Origin of the sequence: Saccharopolyspora gloriosae, assembly GCF_022828475.1 — a bacterium.
GTDB lineage: Bacteria > Actinomycetota > Actinomycetes > Mycobacteriales > Pseudonocardiaceae > Saccharopolyspora_C > Saccharopolyspora_C gloriosae_A.
Map to the genome: position 1 here is coordinate 851,995 of NZ_CP059557.1, position 25,750 is coordinate 877,744.

General features: G+C 70.4%; 25 protein-coding genes. 18 read left to right on the forward strand and 7 right to left on the reverse strand.

The features are described from left to right. Nucleotides 1–97 precede the first annotated feature (97 nt). Nucleotides 98–1,531, reverse strand: coding sequence for an aldehyde dehydrogenase family protein (locus H2Q94_RS03635; RefSeq protein ID WP_243791993.1), 1,434 nt, complete (start codon nt 1,529–1,531; stop codon nt 98–100). Then, nucleotides 1,528–2,520 (reverse strand): deoxyribose-phosphate aldolase, encoded by a 993-nt coding sequence (gene deoC, locus H2Q94_RS03640; RefSeq protein ID WP_243791994.1) that lies wholly within the window; start codon nt 2,518–2,520, stop codon nt 1,528–1,530. The genes H2Q94_RS03635 and deoC overlap by 4 nt, the downstream gene beginning before the upstream one ends. A gap of 206 nt (nt 2,521–2,726) precedes the next feature. Here deoC and H2Q94_RS03645 point away from each other — a divergent pair, with 206 nt between their 5' ends. The 5 genes from H2Q94_RS03645 to H2Q94_RS03665 all read left to right on the forward strand — a co-directional run bounded on the left by H2Q94_RS03645 (nt 2,727) and on the right by H2Q94_RS03665 (nt 6,651). Next, nucleotides 2,727–3,860 carry a glutathione-independent formaldehyde dehydrogenase gene (locus H2Q94_RS03645; RefSeq protein WP_243791996.1) on the forward strand — a complete coding sequence of 378 codons (1,134 nt, stop codon included), beginning with the start codon at nt 2,727–2,729 and terminating at the stop codon, nt 3,858–3,860. 205 nt (nt 3,861–4,065) lie between these two features. Further along, complete coding sequence (gene upp / locus H2Q94_RS03650; RefSeq protein ID WP_243791998.1) at nt 4,066–4,689, forward strand: uracil phosphoribosyltransferase; 624 nt, start codon at nt 4,066–4,068, stop codon at nt 4,687–4,689. Between the two features lie 74 nt (nt 4,690–4,763). Next, on the forward strand, nt 4,764–4,970 hold the full coding sequence (locus H2Q94_RS03655) for a ribbon-helix-helix domain-containing protein (protein ID WP_184482531.1): 207 nt from the start codon (nt 4,764–4,766) through the stop codon (nt 4,968–4,970). A 14-nt stretch (nt 4,971–4,984) separates the two neighbouring features. Further along, nucleotides 4,985–5,365, forward strand: a complete 381-nt coding sequence (locus tag H2Q94_RS03660) for a type II toxin-antitoxin system death-on-curing family toxin (RefSeq protein WP_243792000.1) — start codon at nt 4,985–4,987, stop codon at nt 5,363–5,365. A 119-nt stretch (nt 5,366–5,484) separates the two neighbouring features. Beyond that, nucleotides 5,485–6,651 (forward strand): glycosyltransferase family 2 protein, encoded by a 1,167-nt coding sequence (locus tag H2Q94_RS03665; protein ID WP_243792002.1) that lies wholly within the window; start codon nt 5,485–5,487, stop codon nt 6,649–6,651. A 65-nt stretch (nt 6,652–6,716) separates the two neighbouring features. On the opposite strand, the gene H2Q94_RS03670 is transcribed toward H2Q94_RS03665, so the two are convergent. From H2Q94_RS03670 to H2Q94_RS03690, 5 genes are all read right to left on the reverse strand, one after another. Next, on the reverse strand, nt 6,717–7,055 hold the full coding sequence (locus tag H2Q94_RS03670) for a hypothetical protein (protein WP_243792004.1): 339 nt from the start codon (nt 7,053–7,055) through the stop codon (nt 6,717–6,719). Nucleotides 7,056–7,701: 646 nt separating this feature from the next. Continuing rightward, on the reverse strand, nt 7,702–8,154 hold the full coding sequence (locus H2Q94_RS03675; RefSeq protein WP_243792006.1) for a flavodoxin family protein: 453 nt from the start codon (nt 8,152–8,154) through the stop codon (nt 7,702–7,704). A gap of 34 nt (nt 8,155–8,188) precedes the next feature. Beyond that, complete coding sequence (locus H2Q94_RS03680; protein WP_243795507.1) at nt 8,189–9,850, reverse strand: phospho-sugar mutase; 1,662 nt, start codon at nt 9,848–9,850, stop codon at nt 8,189–8,191. A 363-nt stretch (nt 9,851–10,213) separates the two neighbouring features. Beyond that, nucleotides 10,214–11,023 (reverse strand): purine-nucleoside phosphorylase, encoded by an 810-nt coding sequence (locus H2Q94_RS03685; protein ID WP_243792008.1) that lies wholly within the window; start codon nt 11,021–11,023, stop codon nt 10,214–10,216. Nucleotides 11,024–11,162: 139 nt separating this feature from the next. Next, complete coding sequence (locus tag H2Q94_RS03690; protein ID WP_243792011.1) at nt 11,163–12,863, reverse strand: serine/threonine-protein kinase; 1,701 nt, start codon at nt 12,861–12,863, stop codon at nt 11,163–11,165. Nucleotides 12,864–13,356: 493 nt separating this feature from the next. Between H2Q94_RS03690 and mbhE the strand changes: the two genes are divergently transcribed. The 13 genes from mbhE (at nt 13,357) to H2Q94_RS03755 (ending at nt 25,745) form a co-directional block, all read left to right on the forward strand. Next, nucleotides 13,357–15,741: a hydrogen gas-evolving membrane-bound hydrogenase subunit E gene (gene mbhE / locus H2Q94_RS03695; RefSeq protein ID WP_243792013.1), complete on the forward strand. Its 2,385-nt coding sequence runs from the start codon at nt 13,357–13,359 to the stop codon at nt 15,739–15,741. Continuing rightward, nucleotides 15,738–16,307, forward strand: a complete 570-nt coding sequence (locus H2Q94_RS03700) for an MnhB domain-containing protein (protein WP_243792016.1) — start codon at nt 15,738–15,740, stop codon at nt 16,305–16,307. The genes mbhE and H2Q94_RS03700 overlap by 4 nt, the downstream gene beginning before the upstream one ends. An 8-nt stretch (nt 16,308–16,315) precedes the next feature. Continuing rightward, a complete protein-coding gene (locus tag H2Q94_RS03705) occupies nt 16,316–16,735 on the forward strand; it encodes a Na(+)/H(+) antiporter subunit C (RefSeq protein ID WP_243795509.1) in 420 nt (139 codons plus the stop codon). Continuing rightward, nucleotides 16,732–18,261, forward strand: coding sequence for a Na+/H+ antiporter subunit D (locus H2Q94_RS03710; RefSeq protein WP_243792019.1), 1,530 nt, complete (start codon nt 16,732–16,734; stop codon nt 18,259–18,261). The genes H2Q94_RS03705 and H2Q94_RS03710 overlap by 4 nt, the downstream gene beginning before the upstream one ends. Then, a complete protein-coding gene (locus tag H2Q94_RS03715) occupies nt 18,258–18,821 on the forward strand; it encodes a Na+/H+ antiporter subunit E (protein WP_243792022.1) in 564 nt (187 codons plus the stop codon). Before H2Q94_RS03710 ends, H2Q94_RS03715 begins: the two co-directional genes overlap by 4 nt. Then, on the forward strand, nt 18,821–19,087 hold the full coding sequence (locus H2Q94_RS03720) for an MrpF/PhaF family protein (RefSeq protein WP_243792024.1): 267 nt from the start codon (nt 18,821–18,823) through the stop codon (nt 19,085–19,087). Before H2Q94_RS03715 ends, H2Q94_RS03720 begins: the two co-directional genes overlap by 1 nt. Then, nucleotides 19,084–19,431, forward strand: a complete 348-nt coding sequence (gene mnhG, locus H2Q94_RS03725) for a monovalent cation/H(+) antiporter subunit G (RefSeq protein ID WP_243792027.1) — start codon at nt 19,084–19,086, stop codon at nt 19,429–19,431. The genes H2Q94_RS03720 and mnhG overlap by 4 nt, the downstream gene beginning before the upstream one ends. Before the next feature lie 148 nt (nt 19,432–19,579). Beyond that, a complete protein-coding gene (locus tag H2Q94_RS03730; RefSeq protein WP_243792029.1) occupies nt 19,580–20,125 on the forward strand; it encodes a hypothetical protein in 546 nt (181 codons plus the stop codon). Between the two features lie 128 nt (nt 20,126–20,253). After that, on the forward strand, nt 20,254–20,553 hold the full coding sequence (locus H2Q94_RS03735; protein WP_243792031.1) for a hypothetical protein: 300 nt from the start codon (nt 20,254–20,256) through the stop codon (nt 20,551–20,553). A 664-nt stretch (nt 20,554–21,217) separates the two neighbouring features. After that, entirely contained in the window at nt 21,218–22,510 is a 1,293-nt protein-coding gene (locus H2Q94_RS03740) for an amidohydrolase (protein WP_243792033.1), read from the forward strand. Nucleotides 22,511–22,644: 134 nt separating this feature from the next. Beyond that, a complete protein-coding gene (locus H2Q94_RS03745; RefSeq protein WP_243795510.1) occupies nt 22,645–23,877 on the forward strand; it encodes an amidohydrolase in 1,233 nt (410 codons plus the stop codon). Nucleotides 23,878–24,200: 323 nt separating this feature from the next. Further along, complete coding sequence (locus H2Q94_RS03750) at nt 24,201–24,797, forward strand: hypothetical protein (protein WP_243792036.1); 597 nt, start codon at nt 24,201–24,203, stop codon at nt 24,795–24,797. 153 nt (nt 24,798–24,950) lie between these two features. Continuing rightward, entirely contained in the window at nt 24,951–25,745 is a 795-nt protein-coding gene (locus tag H2Q94_RS03755; RefSeq protein WP_243792038.1) for an HAD family hydrolase, read from the forward strand. The last annotated feature ends 5 nt before the right edge of the window (nt 25,746–25,750 follow it).

The window sequence follows — 25,750 nt, forward strand, 5'->3', positions numbered from 1 at the left end:
CCGGCCCGCCGGAACCCGTTCGCGGGCGGCGCCGTTGCCCGCCGCCGAGCTCGGCGGCGTTGCGTCGTCCGGCGCGAGGCCGTTCTGCGGGCTGTGCTCAGACGTCAAGGTATGCCTCCAGACCTGCGCGGCCGCCCTCACGGCCGAACCCGGACTCCTGGTAGCCGCCGAACGGCGCCGTCGGGTCGAACCGGTTGAACGTGTTGGCCCACACCACGCCGGCGCGCAGCTGCTGCGCGGCCCACAGGATGCGGGAGCCCTTCTCCGTCCACACGCCCGCGGACAGGCCGTACGGAGTGTTGTTGGCCTTGCTGATCGCCTCGTCCGGGGTGCGGAAGGTCAGCACCGACAGGACCGGGCCGAAGATCTCCTCCCGGGCGATGCGCATCGACTGCTGCACTTCGCCGAACACGGTGGGGGAGAAGAAGAATCCTCGCTCCGGCAACGGGCACGAGCTGCTCCAGCGCGATGCCCCTTCGGCTTCCCCGGCTTCGACGAGCTCGGTGATGCGGGCGAGCTGCTCGGCGGAGTTGATGGCGCCGACATCGGTGTTCTTGTCCAGCGGGTCGCCCACCCGCAAGGTCTCCATCCGGGCGCGCAACTTGCCGAGCAGTTCGTCCGCGACGGATTCCTGCACCAGCAGCCGAGACCCGGCGCAGCACACCTGGCCCTGGTTGAAGAAGATGCCGTTGACGACGCCCTCCACCGCCTGGTCCAGCGGGGCGTCGTCGAACACGATGTTCGCGGCCTTGCCGCCCAGTTCCAGCGTGAGCTTCTTGCCGGTGCCCGCGAGGGTGCGCTGGATTTCCTTGCCCACGGCGGTGGAACCGGTGAACGCGACCTTGTCCACGTCCGGGTGCGCGACGAGCCGCGCCCCCACGTCTCCGGCGCCGGGCAGGACGTTCACCACGCCCGGCGGCAGTCCGGCCTCCTGGCACAGCTCGCCGAACACCAGCGCCGTCAGCGGCGTGGTCTCCGCGGGCTTGAGCACGATGGTGTTGCCGCAGGCCAGCGCCGGAGCGATCTTCCACGCGAGCATGAGCAGCGGGAAGTTCCACGGGATGATCCCGGCGGCCACGCCCAGCGGCCGCGGATCGGGGCCGTAGCCGGCGTAGCCGAGCTTGTCGGCCCACCCGGCGTGGTGGAAGAAGTGCGCCGCGGCGGTGGGGATGTCGGTGTCGCGGGCCTCCTTGATGGGCTTGCCGTTGTCCAGGGTCTCCAGCACGGCCAGTTCCCGGCCGCGTTCCTGGATGAGCCGGGCGATGCGGAACAGGTACTTGGCGCGTTCGGAACCGGGCATCGGCCCCCACGTCCGCTCGAAGGCGTTGCGCGCCGCCCGCACCGCGGTGTCCACATCGGACTCGGCGGCGGTGGCGACTTCGGCGAGCGGTTCCCCGGTCGCCGGGTTGATCGACTTGAGCGGGGCGCCGGACCCGTCGGCGAACTCGCCGTCGACGAACATCCGGTACCGGTCGTGCAGGTTCGCCACGGACGCCGATTCCGGCGCGGGCGCGTACTCCCAGAAGCTCATGCGTCCACCGCCACGTAGTCCGCGGCCGAGTAGTGGCCGGTGCGTTGCGTTCGTCGTTGCATCAGCAGATCCCCCAGCAGGCTCGACGCGCCGAAGCGGAACAGCTCCGGAGTCAGCCACTCCGGCCCCGCCACCTCGTGCACCGCGACCAGGTAGCGCATCGCGTCCTTCGTGGTCCGGATGCCGCCGGCCGGTTTCACCCCGCGCGGCGCGCCGGTGCGGTCCCGCCAGTCCCGCACGGTCTGCAGCATCAGCGTCGTCACCGGCAGCGTCGCGGCGGGGGAGACCTTGCCGGTGGAGGTCTTGATGAAATCGCCGCCGGCCAGCAATGCCAGCCACGACGCCCGCCGCACGTTGTCGTAGGTGGCGAGCTCACCGGTCTCCAGGATGACCTTCAAGTGCGCGGAGCCGCAGGCCGCCTTCACGGCCCGGATCTCCTCGAAGACCTGCCCGTAGCGGCCGGACAGGAACGCGCCCCGGTCGATCACCATGTCCACATCGGAGGCTCCGGCGGAGACCGCGAGCTCCACTTCGCTGAGCTTGACCTGCCGGGAAGACCGGCCCGACGGGAACGCGGTGGCGACGGAGGCCACGCCCACCCCGGAACCGGCCAGCGCCTCGGCGGCCGTCGCCGCCAGATCCGGGTAGACGCAGACCGCGGCGACCGCCGGAACGTCCGGGTAGTCGGCGTCGGGACGGCGGGCCTTCGCCGCCAGCGCGCGGACCTTGCCCTCGGTGTCGGCGCCTTCCAGCGTGGTCAGGTCCACCATGCCGATCGCGGTGTCGATCGCCCAGGACTTCGCGTCCTTCTTGATGCTGCGGGTGGCGAGCCCGGCGGCCCGCTGCTCCAGCCCCACCTGATCCACACCGGGGAGGCCGTGCAGGAACCGCCGCAGCGATCGCTCATCCCTGGTGACCTCGGCGAGCTCCGGCGGCAACGAGCCCGCGTGCTGCTCACCTGACGACGACGTCGGCAGTGGTTCGACCATGCGCGCAGTCTAGGTCAGCGACCGGCTGCCCTCGATGCCTTCGCACGGGTGACGGCGGCGATCGGCGAGGTCGGCCCATGCCCACTCGAATGAGTGATTGTAGGTCCGGGTGTGCGGGGTAGTCCGGAAACGACGCGCACATCGGCACGTGCGCGTCTGCCCGGCGCGTTCGCGTGGCGGACACCGGTCCTCCGGAGGTGGTTCCCATGAAGGCAGTGGTTTACCGAGAGCCGTTCGCGGTCGCCGTCGACGAAGTCGCCCGACCGGTGATCGAGCATCCCAACGACGTGATCGTGCGCGTCACCTCGACCGCGATCTGCGGCTCCGACCTGCACATGTACGAAGGTCGCACCGCCGCCGAACCCGGCATCGTGTTCGGGCACGAGAACCTCGGGATCGTCGACGAGGTCGGTGCCGGAGTCGTCGGCCTCAACCGCGGTGACCGCGTGGTGATGCCGTTCAACGTGGCCTGCGGGTTCTGCATGAACTGCATGGCGGGCGACACGGCGTTCTGCCTCACCGTCAACCCCGGCTTCGCGGGCGGCGCCTACGGCTACGTCGCGATGGGGCCTTACACCGGCGGGCAGGCCGAGTACCTGCGCGTGCCGTTCGCGGACTTCAACTGCCTGGTGCTGCCGCCCGACTCCAGCAAGGAAACGGACTACGTGCTGCTCGCCGACATCTTCCCGACCGGCTACCACGGCTGCGAACTCGCGCAGGTGTCGCCGGGGGAGACGTGCGTGGTCTACGGGGCCGGTCCGGTCGGGCTGATGGCCGCGTACTCCGCGTTGCTGCGCGGCGCCTCCCAGGTGTTCTGCGTCGACCGGATCCCGGAGCGGCTGGCCAAAGCCGAGCAGATCGGCGCCATCCCGATCGACTTCAGCGCGGGCGACCCGGTGGAGCAGATCAAGGACCGGACCGAGGGAGTCGGCACGGACAAGGGCATCGACGCCGTCGGCTATCAGGCGCAGACCGGCGACGCCTCCTCGGAGGAACCGGCCGTGGTGCTGAACTCGCTGATCCACACCGTGCGGGCGACGGGGCGGCTCGGCATACCGGGCCTGTACGTGCCGGCTGATCCCGGCGGGCCGGACGAGAACGCCAAGCAGGGCATGTTGCTGGTGGCCATCGGGAAGATGTTCGAGAAGGGCCAGGTCGTCGGCACCGGGCAGTGCAACGTCAAGCGGTACAACCGGCAGCTGCGCGACATGATCACCGCGGGCCGCGCGTCGCCGAGCTTCGTCGTCTCCCACGAACTGTCCCTGGCCGAAGCACCCGACGCCTACAGCAAGTTCGACCAGCGCATCGAGGGCTACACCAAGGTCGTCCTGCACCCCTGAGACCGAGGTCAACGCCTCCGTGGCCCGATCACACCGCAACAAAGACGCCATTGACTCCACTTACGTCACGAGGTGACTGCCTCCTTCGACCGGTAGGACCGGGCGAAGGAGGCGTCGACCTGGATCCGTGGTCGGCGGGATCCAGCGCACAGTGGCAGGTCGCCGCTGCTCCGGGCGGTGACGGTGCCGGTTAGTGTGCTCGGCCATGGACGTTCGGGTCGTGGACCACCCGCTGGCGAAGTCGAGGCTGTCGACCATGCGCGATGCGCGCACGGAGAACGCCGCGTTCCGCGCAGCGCTGCAAGAACTCACCCTCATGCTGATCTACGAGGCGACCCGCGACGCCGAAGTCGCCGAAGCGCCCATCCACACGCCGGTCGCCCGCACCACCGGCTACCGGCTGGCGAACCCGCCGCTGCTGGTGCCGGTGCTGCGCGCCGGGCTCGGCATGGCGGACCAGGCGCACCGGCTGATCCCGGAAGCGCAGATGGGCTTCGTCGGGCTCGCCCGCGACGAGGAGACGCTGCTGCCGACGCCGTACCTGGAGTCGCTGCCGAAGGACCTGTCCGGGCTCCCGGTGCTGGTGCTGGATCCGATGCTGGCCACCGGCGGCTCGATGCTGCACACGATCCACCTGCTCGTCGAACGCGGCGCCACCGACGTCACCGCGATCTGCACCCTCGCCGCCCCGGAAGGCATCCGGCACCTGGAGGATTCGGGGCTGGCACTGCGGGTCGTGACGGCCAGCGTCGACGAGCGCCTCAACGAATCCGGCTTCATCGTGCCCGGTCTCGGCGATGCGGGAGACCGCGAATACGGCGCCGTGTAGTACCGCTACCACGCTGCGGAAAAGGGCAAGACGAACCTTGGTCCGGGTGGTATCAGGGAGATACCATCCGGGCCATGGCGATGACACTGCGGCTGACCGACGAAGAGAGCGATCGGCTGGCGGAGCTCGCGGCCGCCGAGGGGCGCTCCAAGCAGGAGATCGTGCGTTCCGCGCTCGCCGAACGGTGGGCTCGGCAGTGCAAGGATCAGCAGCTCGGCGAGGTGATGCAGCGGGTGCTGCCGCATTACCGGGGATTGCTGGACAAACTCGGACCCGCATGATCGATTATTGATCGGTGCTCGTATACCTCGACGCTTCCGATCTGCTGCTGCTCGCCACCGCCGTCACGCGAGGTGACCTGGTGGTGCGGGACAGCGGCCTGCTCGATTCGGCCGCCTACCGGCCGCGCGCCGAGGTGCTCGGGGTGCCCGCCTACGAGACGTTGTGGCTGAAGTCGGCCGCGCTGCTGGACTCCCTGGTGCGGACCCGCCCGCTGCTGGAGGGCAACTGGCGCCTCGGCTGGATCGCCGCGGTCGCCATGTGCGACGTCAACGGCTGGTGGATCGAGGCTGACGAGGACGAGGCGCTCGCCCTCGTTCGCGACGTCGGCCGCGACCGGCGGGAGATCGCCGAGGTCGCCGATTTCCTGGAACGCTCCGCAAAACCCAAGGACTGAGGTCCGCCCGCGGAAAGCTTTCCCCCGAATTCGCCGACCGCGGCCGGACTCGGGATGTTCCCGCGGTGTTCGCACGCGCGATCTCGGGTGTTTCGCCCGATTCGTGGCAGGCTGGGGTGGTGGCTTCTTGGAGAACCGCCGTCGTGACCGCCCTGCTCGGTGGCGCGGTCGCGGGGGCTAGTTACCGCAGCGTCCGCACGGTTCGCCAGGTTCGTTCGCTCGTACCGCTGCAGGAGGCTCCGCCCACCAGCGTCATTCCGGCCGCGGTCACCGTCGTCGTCCCGGCTCGCAACGAGGCCGCGGTACTGGACGACTGCCTGCACGGAATCCGCTCGCAGACCTACGGAGCCGGTGACCCCTCCGCGTTGCGGGTCGTGGTGGTCGACGACGGCTCCACCGACGGAACCGGCGACATCGCGGGCGCCCACGCGGCGGCCGACGACCGGGTGCGGGCCGTGCGGGTCGATGGCCCGCCACCCGGCTGGACCGGCAAGGTGCACGCCATGCACGTCGGCGTCGAGGCCGCCGGACCGCCCGGAGCCGGGGAGTGGCTGCTGTTCGTCGACGCGGACACCGTGCTCGCCCCCGACCTGCTGTCGCGGCTGCTGGCCACGGCCGACGAGGTCGACGCCGACCTGGTCTCCACCCCTGGCGGGCCACCGGCCGACCGCTCGGCGGCTTGGCCGCTGCTGATGCCGCCCGGCCTGCAGATGATCGGGGAGAACGCCGCCCCAGACGGCAACGGGAGCAAGGCGTTCGCGATCGGGCACTGCATCCTGTTGCGCCGCTCGCACTACGAGAAGATCGGCGGCTGGACCTCGCTGGCCGGATTGCGCAACGAGGACATCGCGGTCGCCACCGCGGTGCGCGACCACGGCGGTACCACTCGCATGGTGGACGGGCTGGATCATGTGACGACCACCGGCATGGACCCGTTCTCGCAGGGCTGGGCGTCGTTCCGGAAGAGCTTCGTGGCGGGTACCGGGCAGTCGGTGCCGGTGCTGCTGGGCGGAGGCCTCGGGCAGGTCGCGCTGTCACTGGCCGCGCCGGTCGCGGTAGCGGCCGGGGTGCGGCAGCGGCGGCCGCTGCTGGCGGCCGCCGGAGTGCTCGGCTGGACCGCGCAGGGCGTCGCGCACGCGCACACCGCGCGGTACATGCGGGCGGAACCGCAGCTGGCGCCGCTGGCCCCGTTCACCGGGGCGTTGTTCGGCGGGGTGCTGCTCGACGGGGCGGTCCGCGTGCTGCGGGGAACCGTGTCGTGGAAGGGCCGTCGCAGCGAGAGCTGAGTTTTCCCGGGGTGTGGCCCGCTCCCGCAGGAACGGGCCACACGGTCGGCGGATGACGTCAGAGATCAGCCTTCGACGTGATCCGTTTCCTGCTTACGGAGGGCGAGTGGCGCGCCGGCCAGGTCTTCTTCGTTGCAGAGCAACTTCAATTCGTAGTACGGCGCACCTTTGCGGTCGTCGTAGTCCAAGTGGACTGCGATGACATCTACGGGCTCGCCCAACCAGGACTGTGCTTCGCGCAGCCAGCGGGCGGACCGTTCCAATGCGGTCGGCAGATCGTCGTCGCGGAACTCGACCGGCCGGTAAGGCACCCCATGGACCTGGTCCCGCGGGTGGGCGGGCTTCGGAAGATCAATGGAGACGCCGGAGTCGTCGAGTTCGAGTTCGATCGTTTCCTCACTCACCGTGAAAGGGTAACGCGTGGCCGGTGACCTGGTCGAATGTCGCCTGCGGTGAGAGGTCGTCCCGCGTCAGGGCAGGATCCGGCGAGCTGCGTGGACCGCGGCGTTGAGGTCGCTCGGATCCGGTTCGCGTTGCGCGGGGGACGCCCTGAACTCGACACGACAGTTGAGGGAAGGCGGGCCGTCATCCAGGGCGCCCCGTTCGCCGCGCGGGTGCGCGTCCCGGCGGCCCTGAGCACTTTACCGGTCGATCTTCGATCAAGATCAACAGGGGCGGTTTCGGCTCTGTTGAGGGAAAATCCGCGCGCACGGACGTTCCCGGAGAGAGATCGCGCGGGTAACCGGACGGTTGGGCGCAAGATCGGAACTCGGACGTCGGGGGACCGGCCTCGCGGCGACCGCCGGACTCGGTTCCCGGTGCGCGGAACGGACCGGGTCGAGCGGGCGGACGTGCGCAGCGGGCTCCGCGACCTGCCTCCAGGCGGCCGCCGTGACGGCCCGCACAGTTCCTTCGCTATCGGACGGGTGATCGGGAGCGAACATGGGCGGGGGCGATGTTGCCTCATGATCGCTCTGCCCATTGCGGCGCCATTGATTCGTGCCGCTGTTATTTCCGAGTCGTCGCATTTCACATGAGCGGCCGGTTTGATCAGGGCATCAGGCTCGCGGCGACGGTCGCGCCGAGTTCCCAGCACGCCTCCAGGTCGTCTTTGCCGGGCTCTCCGGTCACCGAGACGTTCCGCGTCGCCTGCTCCCAGCCGAGTCCCGTGGTGATGGATTCAATGCCGCGAGTGGCTCCGGCGGTGTCGTTGTTGCCGTGCACGTACAGGCCGTAGGGGCGTCCGCGCGTCGAGTCCAGGCACGGGTAGTAGGCGAGATCGAAGAACACCTTGAGGGCGCCGCTCATCATGCCGAGGTTGGCCGGTGTGCCGAGGACGTAGCCGTCCGCGTTGAGCGCATCGGAGGCGGTGGCCTCCAACGCGGCTCGTCGGACGACCTCGACGTCTTCGATCTCGTCGGTGGTGGCTCCTGCCACGACGGCCTCGAACATGGCTTGCAGGTTCGGCGACGGCGTGTGGTGAACGATCAGCAACCTCGGCATCGGTGCTCTCCGCTCGGGGTCGGGTGGTCGGACTTCACGCGGGCCGGACGAGGTCCGAGACCGCTGCTTCCAGGGTGGCCAGGCGTTCGTCGGCGCGCTGCTCGGCCGCTGTCAGGTTCTGGTCGGAGGGTTCCACGACCTGGAAGTAGCACTTGAGCTTCGGTTCGGTGCCCGACGGGCGGATCACCAGGCGCAGGCCGTCGTCCGCGGTGATCAGCAGGGCGTCGGTCTGCGGGAGCAGGTCCTGGACCGACACCGGAGTTCCGATCAGCGTGCTCGGCGGGTCGGCGCGCAGCCGGCGCATCGTTTCCGCGATCACGCCGAGGTCGGTGACCCGCACCGACACCTGACCGGTGCGGTGCACGCCGTGTTCGGCGGAGAGTTCGTCGAGCAGCTCGGGCAAGCCGCTCCCGCGTGCTTTGCGCGTCGCCGCGAGGTCGCAGGCCAGGACCGCCGCCGAGATGCCGTCCTTGTCCCGGACGCGATCCGGATCGACGCAGTGCCCCAGCGCCTCCTCGTAGGCGTAGACCAAGCCCGTTCCGCTGCCGTCACCGGAGCGGACGAGCCATTTGAACCCGGTGAGCGTCTCGTCGTAGCGGACGCCGTGCCGGGCCGCGATCGAGCGCAGCATGGTGGCCGAGACGATCGTGGTCGCCACCAGCGCATCCGGCGCGGTCGCACGGTCCAGCGTCGACAGGATGTGCTCGCCGAGCAGCACCCCGGTCTCGTCGCCGCGCAGCATTCGCCAGCCGTCGGGTTCGCGGATGCCGAGGGCGCAGCGGTCCGCGTCCGGGTCCAAGGCGATCGCGAGGTCGGCCGAGGTGTCCGCCGCCAACGCCAGCAGCAGGTCGGTCGCTCCCGGCTCTTCCGGGTTCGGGAAGCCGACCGTGGGGAAGTCCGGGTCCGGCTCGGACTGCTCGGCGACCCAGTGCACGTCGGTGAATCCGGCCGCCTCCAGCGCTCGTCGCAGCGGACCGGCGCCGACTCCGTGCAGGGCGGTGGCGGCGACCCGCAGGGTCCGCGCTTCGCCGCGCGGCAGCGTCGCGACCGGAGCGAGGTAGTCCGCCAGCGCCCGTTCGTGGACCGACCAGGTCCGTTGCCGCGGCACGGCGTTCGCCGCGGGGGTGCGCTGGATGTGCTGTTCGATCTCGGTGTCGGCCGGGCCGATCAGCTGGGTGCCGCCTGCGAGGTACAGCTTGTAACCGTTGTCCTGCGGCGGATTGTGCGAGGCGGTGATCTGCACCCCGGCGACCGCGTGGAGAGCGCGGGCCGAGTGCGCGAGGACGGGGGTGGGCAGCGGCTCGGGCAGCACCCGGACGTCGAAACCGGCCGCCGCGAACACTCCGGCGGCGTCCTCGGCGAATTCCCGCGAGCCGTGCCGCGCGTCCCGGCCCACCACGACGATCCCGCCCCGGTGGCCCTGCTCGGTCAACCACTGGGCGACGCCGGCCGTGGTGCGCACGACGACCGCCCGATTCATGCCGTTCGCCCCGGCCCGCACGGTGCCGCGCAGCCCCGCCGTACCGAACGTCGGCAGCCCGGACATGCGCTGCGCGAGCTCATCAGCGGCAGCGGAGTCTCCCTCGGCCGCCGCAGCCAGCACCTCGGCGAGCTCGTCCCGCGCCCCCGGATCAACATCGTCGTTGATCCACTCCCGGGCGGCTTCCGCCAAGCCCTGATCGAGCTGCTGCCCTATGACCACGAAGTCACATCCTTCAGTACGGGACCGACCGCCCGACCGGATTCGATTCGGCAGATCGTTGTCAACGGCAAAACCGTGCCTTGCGGCGAAGCCGAGCCTTGCGGCGAAGCCGTGCCGTTGGCGGCGAAGCCCGCGAAGGGCGGGCGAAGCCACGCCTGCCTGGCGGCCGAAGGCCGTGCCTGTATGTGCGAAGCACATAGCCCACGTCAAGAAGCCGCTCACCCGCGGGTTCTCAGCTGTCTTCTCGCGAGGACAGCTTTTTCCCTCGTGGCGGAGCCACTAGGGAAAAAGATCCCGCAGCGAGAAGACAGCTGAGGTTCCGCCACCCGACCACCAAACCAAAACGACCCCGACGACTCAGGACCGCTCGACCAGATCGCGGAGGAGTTTGCCCATGCGGCCTGCTGCCGCGCGCCCGGCGTCGAGCACTTCCTGGTGGTTCAGCGGCTCCCCGGACAGCCCGGCGGCCAGGTTCGTCACCAGGGACAACCCGAACACGTCCGCGCCTGCGGCCCGCGCCGCGATCGCCTCGGCCACGGTCGACATGCCCACCAGGTCCACGCCGTTGCCGCGCATCATGCGGATCTCCGCGGGCGTCTCGAAGTGCGGACCCGGCAGCCCGGCGTACACGCCCTCCTCCAGCGACCCGTCGATCTCCTGGGCGATTCCGCGCAGCCGCGGTGAGTACAGGTCGGTGAGGTCCACGAAGTGCGGGCCGACCAGCGGGGACCGGGCGGTGAGGTTCACGTGGTCGCTGATCAGCACCGGCTGACCCACCGACATGCCCTCGCGCAGCCCGCCCGCGGCGTTGGTGAGCACCACCGTCCGGCAACCGGCGGCGACGGCGGTGCGCACTCCGTGCACCACGGAGTCCATGCTCTTGCCCTCGTACAGGTGGGTGCGGCCCAGGAAGACCAGCACCTGCTTGCCCGCCACGGGCACCGACCAGATCAGCCCGCTGTGCCCGCTCGCGCTCGGCGGTTCGAAACCGGGGAGGTCGGACATGGTCACTTCGGCGGCGGGGGCGCCGATCTCCTCGGCCGCGGGTCGCCAGCCGGAGCCCAGCACGACGGCCAAGTCGTGGTGGGCGGCCCCGGTGCTCTCGGCGAGAGCGGCCGCGGCGGCGCTGGCGGTGGCGAACGGATCAGGGGTCGCAGAAGACGTCACGAGCGAACAGCGTAGTCATCCCGACGCCGCCGGGTGGGCGGCTGGAGGAACCGGGGATCGCCGTCTTTCCCACGTCCTTGATCTTGTTCCGCGCAGCTGTCCGGATCGCGGAACCTCAGCGGCCCCGCTCGCCGCCGGATCAGGGGGCTCCGGTCAAGTGGAAGCTGCCGAGCGCCGTGTCGAACAGTTCCTGGGCGGCGGCGGCCTGCTCACTGGGCTTGGTCACGCGCAGCACCCACAGGTCACCGTTGCGCGGCATCAGCTGCGAGCTGGTGACGCGCGCCCCCGCCGTCGAGGCCGGGCCGATCAGCCCGCCTTGGCTGCTGGTGTAGTGCAGGTACCGGTCCTGCTCGCGGCTGTCGCCGTCGAGGCCGCCGACCGCCTGATCCGTGTCCAGGTCGTATTCGCCGTGCTGCCCGGCGGAGCGTTGCGGGAGCGCGTCGACGTAGTCCTGCACGGTGTAGCCGTCGGCGGTGTAGTGCTGGAACCGCTCCACGGCGACCTCGGTGGTCCCGTCCGGCGACACCAAGTACACGATCATGCTCTCGGTGGGCTGGTTCCGGCTGCCGCGGAACAACTGCAAGCCTTCCGGGGCGGTGATCCCGAAGGAGCCGCCGCTGCCGTCGTCGGTGCGCTCGGCCTCGTCGACGTAGTGGACCATTCGCGGCCCGGCGGGCTGGGGCTGCATGGGGAACTCCGGCAGCACGCTCCGACCGGCGAGCACGCGGGTCGCCGCGAAACCGCCCGCGACGGACGCCGCGAACAGCACGACGGCCGCCAGCACCAACGCCACCGCACCCCAGCGGAAACGCCTGCGCGGCGGCGCGGGAGGCGGGTCGCTCAGCATGAACGGCAACGGCCCCGGATCGGCGGCCAGCGGCGCGGGTTCCGCATCGGGCTGCTGTTCGGTGCCGCTCTGCGCGGTGCTCGCGGGCTTGCGCACCTTGACCGTCGGGGCGTCCGGATCCAGCAGCATGTCGAACGGCCGGGAACCGGCCGGCGGCAGCAGGCCCTGCACCTGCCTGCGGACCTCCTGCGCCGGCATCCGCTGCGTCGGGTCCTTGATCATCAGGTTCGCGATGATCTCCGCGATCGGACCGGTCACGTGCGGTGCCGGCACCGGGCCGCGCACCACGGAGGTGATCGTGGCCAGCGGATCGTCATCGGTGCCGTAGGGCGCCCTGCCCTCGGATGCGGCGAACAGGGTCGCACCCAAGCCCCACAGGTCCGCGGCGTCGGTGACCGCCTCCCCGGAGGCGATCTCGGGGGCGATGAACGCGGGAGTGCCCAGCATGATCCCGGTGCTGGTGATGGTGTGCTCGGAGACGTTGCGGGAGATGCCGAAGTCGCTGAGCTTGATCCGCCCGTCGTCGCCGATGAGCACGTTGCCGGGCTTCACGTCCCGGTGCACGATCCCGGCCCGGTGCGCGGCGTCGAGCGCGGCGGCCACACCGTCGGCGACCAGCGCCAGCTGCGGTTCGTCGAGCGCGCCGTGCTCGCTGAGCACCGCCGCGAGGCTCTGCGAAGGCACGAGCTCCATCACGACGAACGGTTCGCCCTCGTGCCGGGCCACGTCGTAGAGCGTCACCACGTTCGGATGGGTGACCAGCGCGATGGCCCGCGCCTCCCGCAGAGCGCGTTCGCGTAGTTCGGCCGCCTCGCCCTCGGGCATACCCCTGGGCAGCAGGACCTCCTTCACGGCGACCGGCCTGCGCAGCAGCTCATCGGTGCCGGCCCACACGATGCCCATGGCACCGCCGCCGATGCGCTGTTCCAGCCGGTAGCGGTCGGCGATCAGCCGGTCCGCGCCTGCGGAGGTCTCTTCCTCAGTCGTGGGCACGTGCCCATTCTCCATCCAGTGCCGTCGCGCTTGGTCGAAACCCGGCGGTTCGCCGACCAACAGCGGGTATGACGCAGTGTGATCGGACGAGCCCGTTGGGCAGGTTAGCCGTGTTACCGGTAGTGAAGTTCCCCACGCGAAATGTTCCGCCCCGTGACCACCGCAGGTGTCCAAGATTATTTCGTCGCAACGAAAAACCACCCCCGGCGGGTTTGATTCCCGAACCGGCGGCGCGGCTCGGGATTATGGCTGGACGGGGCGATTCGGATAAGTTGGGCGCGGCCGGGACCACCGTCAGCGGGAGCAAACCGTTCGGCGACCCCGTCACGCACCACTCGGCGTCCGCCTTCGGGCGGGCCGGCGAGAGTGTCCTGGGACCCCACTGGCCTGCTGGTGGGGTCGCGCGATGGTGGGCGCAGCGTGAGTGACGAACAATTCCACGGGGTCGCCTGGTCCACGGTCGGTCGATCACCGGCTCGCCGAGGAGGTGCCCTTGTCCGCGTTCGTCCTCGTCCATTTGCTGGTGGCGCTGGCTTTGCCGATCGTAGCCCGGCGCAATACCCGAGCGGCTTTCGCGATCGCCGCCGTGCCGCCCGCAGCCGCGTTGACCTGGGTGCTGGCGCGCTCGGGTGCGGTGCTCGGCGGGGACGCCATCGTGGAAGAGATCCAGTGGGCGCCGCTGCTCGGGCTGGAGTTCACCTTCCGGCTCGACGCCCTCGCCCTGCTGATGACGCTGCTCGTCGCGGGCATCGGCGTGCTGGTGCTGGTCTATTCGATCGGGTACTTCCAGCCGGGGACCGGTGACGCCCGGCGCTCCGCCCCGCTGCTGCTCGCGTTCGCGGGCGCCATGTTCGGGCTGGTGCTCGCCGATGACCTGCTCACCGTCTACGTGTTCTGGGAACTGACCACGATCTGCTCGTTCCTGCTGGTCGGGCAGGCCGGCATCAGCCGGGAGTCGCGGCGCTCGGCGCTGCAAGCGCTGATGATCACCGCCATGGGCGGGCTGGTGATGCTGCTGGGCTTCGTGGTCCTCGGCGAAGCCGCCGGGACCTACCGGATCTCGGAGATCATCAACGAGCCGCCGGGCGGCACGCCGCTGGTCGTCGCGGCGAGCCTGATCCTCGTCGGCGCGCTCACCAAGTCCGCGCAGATGCCGTTCCACAACTGGCTGCCCACGGCGATGGTCGCGCCGACCCCGATCAGCGCCTACCTGCACGCGGCCTCGATGGTCAAAGCGGGCATCTTCCTCGTCGCCCGGCTCGGCCCGGTGTTCGTCGGCGTACCGCAGTGGTGGGTGCCGACCCTGGTGTTCGGCCTGATCACGATGGTCCTCGGCGGCTGGCGCGCGCTGCACGAGACGGACCTGAAGAAGCTGCTCGCCTACGGCACCGTCAGCCAGCTCGGCTTCCTGATGGTGCTCGTCGGGCAGGGCACGTACGCGGCGGCACTGGCCGGAGCGGCGATGCTGCTGGCGCACGGCCTGTTCAAAGCCACCCTGTTCCTGGTCGTCGGCGCCGTCGACCACCAGGCGGGCACCCGGGACGTGCGGGAGCTGTCCGGGCTGGGCCGCCGGATGCCTGCGTTGGCGATCATCGCCGCGCTCGCCGCGGCTTCCATGGCCGGTCTGCCGCCGATGCTGGGATTCCTCGGCAAGGAGGCCGCGTTCGGCGCGTTCCTCGGCCGCGGCGGAAACGGGCTGTTCGTCGACCTGGTCCTGGTGCTCGGCTCGGTGTTCACCGTCGCCTACAGCGCCCGCATGCTGTGGGGCGCGTTCGGTGACAAGCCCGGGGTGCCCGCGACCGCCGCGAAGCCGCCGAACGGCCTGCTGCTGGTGCCCGCCGCGGTCCCCGCGTTCGCGGGAGTCGTGCTCGGCGTCGGCTATCCGCTGACCGATGAGCTCGCGAGCGCCTACGCGGGCGTGTTCGCCGCCGGTCCCGAGGTGCCGCACCTGGAGCTGTGGCACGGCTTCGAGCTGCCGCTGCTGTTCTCCGTGATCGCAGTGGCGGCCGGGTTGTGGGTGCACGCGCTGCGCACCCCGCTCACCCTGTGGCGCAGCCGGCTGCCGAAGCCGCTCGACGCGCAACGCGGCTACGAGCGGATGATGGCGTTGCTGGAGCGCACGGCGGTCGGCGTCACCGGGCGGATGCAGGTCGGTTCGCTGCCGACGTACCTGGCGATCATCCTGCTCACCGTGCTGGCGGTACCCGGGTCGGTGCTGCTCTACCACGCGCACATCCCCGATGACATGCGGCTTTACCACAATCTGCTGCAGGTGCCGCTGGCCATCCTGGTGATCATCGCGGCGATCGCCGCGGTGCGCGCCAAGCGGCGGCTCACCGCCGTGGTGGTCGTCGGCGTGATCGGCTACGGCATCGGCGGGCTGTTCATCGTCGACGGCGGGCCGGACGTCGCGCTGGCGCAGTTCCTGGTCGAGACGCTCACGATGGTCGCGTTCGTATTCGTGCTGCGGCGACTGCCCGCGCGCTTCACCAAGGGCGACACGGCGCGCTCGCTGCGCTGGCCGAAGCTGGCCCTGTCCGTGGCCGGAGGGGTGGTCATCGCGCTCGCGGCAGTGCTGTTCAGCGCCGCCCGGCAACGACCGCCGGACGTCAGCTCCGATTTCATCGCGCAGTCCGAGCAGGGTGCGGGCGCCACGAACATCGTGAACGCGATCCTGGTCGACTTCCGCGCCTTCGACACCGTCGGTGAGATCTCCGTGCTCGCCGTCGCCGCGACCGGTGTCGCGAGCCTCGTGCTGGCGGCCCGGTTCGACCGCAGGCGGCGCAGCACCCGCGGCGCGTCCGCGGTGCCATCCGAAGAACGTCCGAAATCCGTGGTCAGCGGGAACGGCCAACGGCACGAGGAGGTGCAGGAATGACCGACCCGAGGATCACCGCTCCCCGAAACGGCGAACGGCCCCGCGTGCCCTGGACGGGCTGGGACGCGCCGAGGGAGCGCTGGCTGCTGTCCGGCTTCCCGCGGGACGGCCGGGAACGCGCCATGCTGCTCGAACTCGCGGCCCGCATCGTGTTCCCCACCGTGCTGGTGCTGTCGATCTACCTGCTGTTCGCCGGGCACGACCGCGCGGGCGGCGGGTTCAGCGGCGGCCTCGTCGCCGGGCAGGCGTTCGCGCTGCGCTACCTCGCGGGCGGCCGGATGGACGACAGCGCGATCATCTCGCTGCGGCCCCCGGTGCTGATCGGGCTCGGGCTCACCATCGCCACCCTCACCGGGTTCGTCCCGCTGATGTTCGGCAATGAACTGCTGGAAAGCGCCATCTACAAGATCGGCGTCCCGCTGCTGGGGCAGATCAAGTTCGTCACCAGCATCGTGCTCGACCTCGGCGTGTACCTGCTGATCCTCGGTGTGGTGCTGGACCTGCTGCGCACGCTCGGTTCCGGGATCGAAGCCGACGCGGCCGCGGCGGAGAGGGGACAAGCATGACCGACGAGATCACCGTCAACCTCACGATGGCCGTGGTGCTCGCGGCGCTCTACTCCGCCGGGTTCTACCTGATCATGCAGCGGTCGCTGATGCGCATCCTGATCGGGACCGTGCTCGTCGGGCACGGCGCCAACCTGATGCTGCAGCTGGCGGGCGGGCCTCCGGGCCGGGCGCCGATCCTCGGGGACGCCACGCCGGAACAGATGACGGACCCGCTGCCCCAGGCCATGGCGCTGACCGCGATCGTCATCACCTTCGCGCTCACCACGTTCCTGCTCGCGCTCGCCTACCGCTCGTGGGTGCTGCTCGGCCATGACGAAGTGCGCGACGACGTCGAGGACCGTCGAATCCGGCGGCTGGAGCGCAGGCTCGCCGAGTCCGAGGACGAATCGCAAGAAGAGGAACTCGAACGGGAGGCCACCCAGTGACCGTCCTCGTGGCCCTGCCCGTCCTGCTACCGCTGGCGGCCGCGGGGATGTCGCTCGCACTGGGCCGGTTCGCCGACTTCCAGCGCATCATCGGGCTCGTCGTGCTCGCGGCGATCATCGCGGACGCCGGTTTCCTGCTCTACGTCACCGACCGCACCGGCCCCGTCGTGCTGCAGGTCGGCGGCTGGGCGGCGCCCGCGGGCATCACGATCATCGCCGACCGGCTCTCCGCGCTGCTGCTCGTGGTGTCGGCCGTGGTGACCTTCGCGGTGCTGATCTACTCGATCGGGCAGCGGCTCACCGACTACGGCCGGGAGCGGGCCAGCACCACGTTCCACCCGATGTACCTGGTGCTGTGCGCCGGAGTGTCGCTGGCCTACCTCGCGGGCGACCTGTTCAACCTGTTCGTCGCGTTCGAGATCATGCTGTCCTCCTCGTACGTGCTGATCACCCGCCGCACCACGGCCAGCCGGGTGCGCGCGGGCATGACCTACGTGATCGTCAGCCTCACCTCGTCGCTGCTGTTCATCACCATGATCGCGCTGGTGTACGCGGCGACCGCGACGGTGAACCTGGCCGATCTCGGGGCGAAGGTCGGGGAGCTGCCCGAAGGCCTCCGCATGGCCCTCGGCCTGCTGATGGTCATCGTGTTCGGTGTGAAGGCGGCGATGGTGCCGCTGCACTTCTGGCTGCCCGACAGCTATCCGACCGCGCCTGCGCCGGTCACGGCCGTGTTCGCCGGGCTGCTCACCAAGGTCGGCATCTACGCGCTGATCCGCACTCAGACCCTCGTGTTCACCCACGAACACCCGTGGACGCTGATGCTGGTGATCGCGCTGATCACCATGCTGGTCGGGGCGCTGGGCGCGCTCGCGCAGAACGACCTCAACCGGATGTTGTCGTTCCTGCTGGTCAGCCACATCGGGTACATGCTGTTCGGGCTCGGCGTCTACGACGTCATCGGGCTCACCGGCGTGATCCTCTACGTGGTGCACCACATCACCGTGCAGGCGACGCTGTTCCTGGTCAGCGGTCTGATCACGCGGCACACCGGCACGGTGGCGCTGAGCCGGATGGGCGGTCTGGCGAAGGCCGCGCCGATGATCGCCGTGCTGTTCGCGCTGCCCGCGCTGAGCCTCGCAGGCGTGCCCCCGTTCTCCGGGTTCGTGGCGAAGCTGGCCCTGCTCCAGTCCGGCGTCGGCGCCGGGAGTTGGCCCGCGTACGTGGTGACCGCGGGCGTGGTCTTCACCAGCCTGCTCACCCTGTACGCGATGGCGCGGGTGTGGACGCGGGCGTTCTGGGGTCAGGTCCGGGCGCCGGAACCCGACCCGGACCCTGATGACGAGCTGGTCGTCGGTACCGGGAACTCCACCCGGCCGATGGTCGCCGCTACCGGGGTGCTGGTCACCGCGAGCGTGGTGATCGCCCTGTTCGCCGGGCCGCTGGCCGGAGTCAGCGAGCGGGCGGCGGACGACCTGATGCACGGCCAGACCTACCGCGAAGCAGTGCTGGGAGGTGCGCGATGAGCCGTCTCGCCCGCCGCACCCTGCGGCGCCTGCCGCTGGTGCTGTGGCTGACCGCCGTGTGGATCCTGCTGTGGGGCACGCTGGACCTGGGCACCCTCGTGTTCGGCCTGCTGGTGGCCCTGCTGGTGACGACCATGTTCCCGCTGCCCGCGCTCACCACCCACATGGTGGCGCGTCCGCTGCAGCTGCTGTGGCTGATCGCCTACCTGGCCTCGGACCTGGTCATCTCCACGATTCGCGTGTCGTGGCAGGCGATCCGGTACGGGCCGCGGACCACGGCGGGGATCGTCCAGGTGACCTTGCTGACCGACTCCGACCACCTGACCGCGATGCTCGCCAACGCCGTGTCGCTGGCACCCGGCAAGTTCGTCATGCAGATCGACCGCGCGCACCGCATCTGCTACGTCTACGCGCTCGGGATGCGGGCCGGGGGCGAGGAGACGGTGCGGCGGGACGTGCTGGCCCTGGAACGGCGCATCGTCCGCGCGGTCGGATCCGCGCAGGAACTCGAGATCGTCGGTCGCGTCGCACGGGACGCCGGGCTCAAGGAGGACTCCTGATGGACGTGGTGTTCGTCGTGACCTTCGCGCTGCTGTGCGTGGCCGGGCTGCTGTCGCTGATCAGGCTGATCCTGGGCGCGTCGACGCTGGACCGCATCGTGGCGCTGGACGTGCTGCTCACGTTGATCGTCGCCGGGACCTGCGTGAGCATGGGCTGGTTGCGCGACGGTTCCAACATCGCACTGCTCGCGGCGTTCGCGCTGCTGACGTTCATCGGTTCGATCAGCGCGGCCCGCCTCGTCGAGAAGAAGGAGCCGTACCGGTGAACTGGCTCGATGTGATCTCCGCGTGCTGCCTGATCCTGGGCGCGCTGTCCTGCTTGTTCGGGGCGATCGGGTTGCTGAGCTTCCCGGACGTCACCGCGCGGTTGCAGGCCGCGACCAAACCCCAGACGCTCGGGCTGATCCTGATCCTCACCGGCACGGCCTTGCAGCTGGACCTGCACTACTCGCTGGCGCTGGGACTGGTGGCGTTGTTCCAGATGCTGACGTCTCCGGTGCTGGCGCAGCTGGTGGGGCGTGCGGCGTACCGGGCGGACAGCATCCGCCGGGACAACCTGGTCCTCGATGAGCTGGGCGAGCGTATCGACCGCGATCGCGGTCAGCGGTGATCGTCGTGTCGAAGGCGGCCACCGGTACCGTTGCCGGGCAAGAGCTCCACGAAGGTCGAATGTGCCCTGGCTCACTTCCGGTCAACTTCCCGGCGGGCGGCGCGCGTCCTTCCAGCTGACGGGGCAGATCACTGAGCGAGGAGCGGCGATGCGGGTCCGACTGATCACCACTGCGATGATCGTGGGGTTCGGTCTAGCGGGATGCGGCGCCGCGCCCGAGGCGGCTCCCGAACAGCAGCCGCCCGCGGTGGTGACCCTGCCGAAGGCAGTGCAGCCGCCGCCCGCCACCGGCGACCCGGCTCCCAGCGGTTCCGCCGAGCCGTCGCAGACCGGCGACACCTCCGTCACCACGACGGTGACGACCTCGAAAGCGCAGTCCTCGCAGCCCACGTCCGATGACACCGAGGAGTCGGAGGCGCCGCCCGAGGACACCGGTGACACCGACTGCGGCACGATCACGAATCGCGCGGGCGTCACGTACCGGCTCTACGCGGAGAAGGACGAGTCGGGCGCGACCTTGGGCTGCGCCGAGGCCGAACGCGTGATGACCAAGTACCTCTCGCTGTCTCCGGACGAGTACCAGGGCAGCGGGCGGTTCGCGAACTTCGAGGGCTACGGCTGCGCGTCGACGCCGCAGGATCGGGAGAAGGCGTTGTGCGCGAAACGGGGGGTCTCGACGTACATCACGTCGTGACCCGGCGCGTTGCGACGATCCGGGCAACCTGCCGTGGAGGCGAGCGTCCGATGCCCGCCATGTGATCAAATGGCCTGGTGCGGCGGCCCGCCGCCGCGAAGCGCTGCGTGGAAAGGTGTGGAGTGCTGATGGCACGCATGGGGCGACTGCTCGCGGTCCTGACGCTCGGCGGGGTCCTCCTGTTCTCGCCCGCGACCGGTGGCACCGCCGTCGCCGCGTCCGCGCAGGCACCGGCCGCCGCGACCACGCTGCTCGCGCAGGACCCCTCCGCCCCGCCCGGACCGGATCTCAACGGTGACCAGCAGAGCGCGCTGCAGGACAAGCAGCGGCTCGTGACCGGTATCGGCGGATTCGTGCTCATCGCGGCGGTGTTCCTGTCCCGGAAGGCCCGTAAGCGCCCGATCCTCAGCTTCAAGTGGAAAAAGTAGGGCTACCCCTCACCCACGAGTCCGTGAAAAAGGGCAACGCGGTCGGTTTTTGGCATTCTTTTTGAAGATTTCCCGCTATGGACTAGACCTGGCGGGCTAACCTGTGGGATTTTCACATCTGCACGGGATGTGCGAGCCGGGTTCGGCGCACTCCGCACTCCCGGCGGGACGGTGCACTACTTGGGGTTTCGGCCCCTCGCAGACGTGGGCCGGCACCGGGAAGCCCCCCGACCGGTGCCGGCCCACACCCTCTTCTCGCACCGTCTCCAGTTTCGGACGCGGCGTGTCCGCGCCTCGGCGGTAGCGACGGAAAGTCGTCCGCCGCTTGAGGAAACGTTCGCAGCAGGAGCGCCCCCCATTCGGCCATGCGGTTCGCGGATGGTCTCGCCGTCTGCCGAATGGCGCGATCACCGACATCGGCGAGTTCCGCTTTCCGGGCGTGCCGCCCACTCCGGCTCGGCGCGTGATTGCGATCGGAGTTGTGCTTCTCGTGCAGCACCCTCGGATGCGTGAGTGGAGTTCGGTCTTGCGAAGAAGTTGAATCTGGAACTTCTACTCTGCGGCCGATCACGGGGCACCACTGAGCGCAATCCGCCGACCGGCTGGCGTTTCGGCGAACTCCGCTGAGTTCGGCAGTACCGGAATCGTGCAGGATGGTCGCCAAATGAACCAAGACCCATCCGCCTGCAAAGCCGTGCTCCGTTCCGAATCCCGCGCCACCTGCCAGGAGACCGTGCGGCGGCACGAGCACGAACTCGTCGAGCTGGCGCGCAGCCTGCACGCGGAGCCCGAGACCGCCTTCTCCGAACACCGCAGCGCAGCAAAAGTGAGCGCGTTGCTGGCCGAGCACGGCTTCACCGTCCGGGCACCGGTCGCCGGACTGGACACCGCCTTCTCCGCGGAGCGCGGCGACGGCGACCTGGTGATCGGCATCTGCGCCGAGTACGACGCGCTTCCCGAGATCGGCCACGCCTGCGGGCACAACGTGATCGCCGCCGCCGCGGTCGGCGCCGCGCTGGCACTGGCGGCGGTCGCCGAGGAGCTCGGCATCACCGTCCGCGTCATCGGCACCCCGGCGGAGGAACTCGGCGGCGGCAAGGTGCTGATGCTCGAACGCGGCGCGTTCGACGGCCTGGCGATGGCGATGATGGTGCACCCGGGACCCGAGGAGATCTGCGCACCCAGGTCGCTGGCCATCAACGACCTCGAGGTGCGCTACACCGGCAAATCGGCGCACGCCGCGGCGGCTCCGGAGCTCGGCGTCAACGCCGCCGACGCCCTGACCGTCGCCCAGGTCGCGATCGGGCTGCTGCGCCAGCACCTCGAATCCGGCCAGATGATGCACGGTATCGTGACTTCAGGCGGTGCCGCGCCGAACGTCGTTCCCGCTCACACTGCGGCGATGTACAACCTGCGCGCCGCCGAGTCGTTTTCCTTGGAGCGTCTGGAGAACCGCATCCGGGCCTGCTTCGAGGCGGGTGCGACGGCGACCGGCTGTTCCCACGAGGTCGTGCAGGTCTCCCCGGTGTACGCCGAACTGTCCTGCGACGACGAGCTCTCCGAGGCGTACCGCGCGGCGATCACCGAACTCGGGCGCATGCCTGTTCCGCGAGCCGAACAGGCCGAACGGGTCATCGGCAGCACCGACATGGGCAACGTGACGCGGGTGCTGCCGGCGATCCATCCGATGATCGCGCTGGACTGCGGTGCGGCCGTGACCCACCAGGCCGAGTTCGCCGCGGCGTGCGCCTCGCCGTCCGCCGACCGCGCCGTGCTCGACGGAGCGGTGGCGATGGCGTGGACGGCCGTCGCGGCGGCCACCGACCACGGCTTGAGGTCGCGGCTCGTGACTTCGGCCGAAGACCGCCCGGTTCGAACCGGGAAGCACAACGCTGCCGACACCGGGCACGCCCCCGGCGCGGCGCGACAGCAACACACGTCGGGAGGCGTGGCGTGACGGTAGTGGATTCTCGCGGGCCTGATCCGCGCAAGACACCGAACAACGGCGGCCTGGACGGCGCCGACGCCTGGCGGGAGGCCGAGCTGGGTGCCAGACCGCCCGGCGAGCCGATCGGCGACAACGGCGACACCATGTCCGGCGTGGGGTCCGATGGTCACGGTGCGCTGGAAGACCTGGGTGCCGGACGAGGCCCGGCCTGGCTCGACGCCTGGCTCACGGAGAACGCGGGCCACGTGCTGGCCTGGCGCAGGCACATTCACGCCCACCCGGAACTCTCCCGAGCCGAGCACGGCACGACCGCGTTCCTAGCCGAACGGCTCACCGCCGCCGGGCTGAGCCCGCGTGTGCTGCCGGGCGGCACCGGGCTGCTGTGCGACCTCGGCCCGGAGAACGCGCAGCCGCGGCGCACCATCGCGTTGCGCGCCGACATCGACGCGCTGCCGCTGACCGAGGCGACCGGGCTGGCGTTCTCCTCTACCGCGGACGGGGCGGCGCACGCCTGCGGACACGACGCGCACACCACGATCCTGCTGGGCACGGCGCTGGCGCTGGCGACGGGGCCGGAGCTGCCCGGCCGGATCCGGCTGATCTTCCAGCACGCCGAGGAGGTCATGCCGGGCGGTGCGCTGGACGTGCTCGCCGCCGGTGGGCTCGACGGCGTGGAGCAGATCTTCGGACTGCACTGCGATCCGCTGCTGCCCGTCGGCCGGGTCGGGGTGAAGGCGGGTGCCATCACCTCCGCGAGCGATCTGCTGGAACTGCGGCTGAACTCGCCCGGCGGGCACACCTCGCGGCCGCACCTGACCGCGGATCTGGTGCACGCGCTGGGCACCGTGATCACCGGGTTGCCGACGTTGCTGTCCCGCCGCGTCGATCCGCGCACCGGAACGGTGCTGACCTGGGGTGCGGTGCACGCGGGGGAGGCGCCGAACGCGATTCCGCAGACCGGGGTGCTCACCGGGACGCTGCGCACCGGCGATCGGGGCACCTGGGCGGAACTGGAGCCGCTGACCCGCGAGCTGGTGTCGGGTCTGCTGGCGCCGCTCGGCGTGGGCTTCGACCTGCAGCACCGGCGAGGTGTTCCGCCGGTGGTCAACGATGCGGCGAGCACCGAGCTGATGTCCACGGCGATCCAGGCGGCGCTGGGCGAGCATGCGGTCACCGGCACTCCGCAGTCCTCGGGCGGTGAGGACTTCGGCTGGTACCTGGAACACGTGCCGGGTTCGTTCGTGCGGCTCGGTGTGCGTTCCGGGCAGGCGCGGGCGCGCGACCTGCACCAGCCGACGTTCGATCTGGACGAGCGGGCGTTGCTGGTCGGAATCCGGGTGATGGTCGGGACGGCGCTGTCGGCGCTGACGCGGTGACTCGCCCGGCGGGGCGCCTCGTGCGCCCTTGAGCGAGGCTCCTCACCGGTCCGACGGGCCGTCGGCGCAGTGCGCCGTGCGGCTCGGCGTCGCTCCACGGCGGCGTTCACCCGATCGGGATGTATCAGATCCGGGGTTCGCGCCCTCTTATTGGTATGACCGCGAACCTGCTGCTCCCCGCGCCTCGCACCGATGCCGCACCTCCCGCCGGGAGGGAAAGGACCGCTCCGCCAGGTCGATGCGACTCACCCGCCGCGACCTCGTCGCCGGGTAGAACCAGGCACGGTGCCCTCCACCGGGCCGACGCTGAGCGTCTGTTCGGTGTGGACGGATTAAGAGCCGTTCTGGACGACGGCCGGTGGATCGAGCCGTGGTCCGGCGTGGTGCTGCCGTCCGAACGAGCCCTGGACCCGCTGGCGCGAGCGGACGCCGCCCTGCTCCGCGCCGGGCCGCACGCGGTGCTCAACGGCCCCACGGCCGTTGCGATGCACGGCTGCACCGAGGCGCTCGGCGACTCCGCCGTGCACGTCGCGGTGCCGTACCACCGCCAGCCCCGCGCGGTACCGAACCTGGTCGTCAAGCAGACCTGGATCAACGAAGCCGACGTGATCGAACTGGACGGGCTCCGGGTGTACGCGCTGGACGCGGCCCTCGCGGAGATGCTCTGCACCGGTGAGCGCCGGACCGCGCTGGCGTGCCTGGAACAGGCATTGGCAGTGCTGGGTTCGGCCGCGGTCCGGTTCCACGCGGTGGTGGCCGAGCAGGTGGCGCGGCGACGGGATCGACGCGGTACCAGGCGTGCCGCCGAACTGCTGGAGCTCGCCCGCCTCGGCCCGTCCGGAGCGGTTCCCGTCGTGGCCCGCATCGAGGCCGCGGTGCCCGCCGGCGACGGGACCGCGCAGCTCGGAGGTGGGCTGTGAACAGGTCTCAGAACATCACACTCAATGCTGTGATAACCGCAGTCGAATGCGTTATGTTCAGCGAGGAGCCCGGCATTCCGGCCCGCGCCGATGTCGGCATCAGCCGCTTCGGCGCGCGGAGTCAGCGGGGCCGCGGGATGAGGAGGACACGAAGTGTCACGACAGAGCGAGAGGTTCTTCGGCGACTCCCCGGCTCCGGAGCAGGTCGCGCAGCTGCCTGGCGAGCAGGCCGGGCCGGCTTCGACATTGCCTCGCACGGCACCGGGCGAGCGGATCGAGCTGATCCTGCTGGACGTGGGCGGTCCGATCTACGACGACTCCTGGTACCGGGAAGCTCTGCTGCGGGCGACCTGCGAACTGGTCGCGGAGAACGGCGGGGTGCTGCTCGAGGCGGACTTCCAACGCGTCTACGACGCGCTGCGGCAGTCGCAAGAGGGCTCGCTGCGCACCGCGATGGCCGAACGCTTCCTGCGCGATGGGGAGCGGCAGCGGTTGTCCGATCGTGCCGAGAGCTACTGGTTCTACCCGCCCTCCGCGTTGCATCCCGACGTGCTGCCCGCGCTGCGGCAGCTCTCCGCGCGCTACAAGATCGCCGTGGTCGCCAACCAGCGGGCGCTGGTGGTGGACGCGTTGCGCCGCGACGGCGTGGCTCCGTTCATCGACCACTGGGCGATCTCGGAGCTGGTGGGCGCGTCCAAGCCCGATCCGGCGATCTTCCGGCACGCGTTGGACCGCGCCGGAGTGGCACCGGAGCACGCGGTGCACGTCGGCAACCGCCTCGACTCCGACGTCCGCGGCGCGCAGCGGTTGGGGATCCGCACGGTCTGGGTGGTCCGCGGGGAGGCGCCGCCGGACCCGACGCCGGAACAGCTGAGCGAACCCGACATCGCGGTGTTCTCACTGGCCGACGTGCCCGCCGCGGTGGAACGGCTGCAACGAGCTCGGTAGTCGTC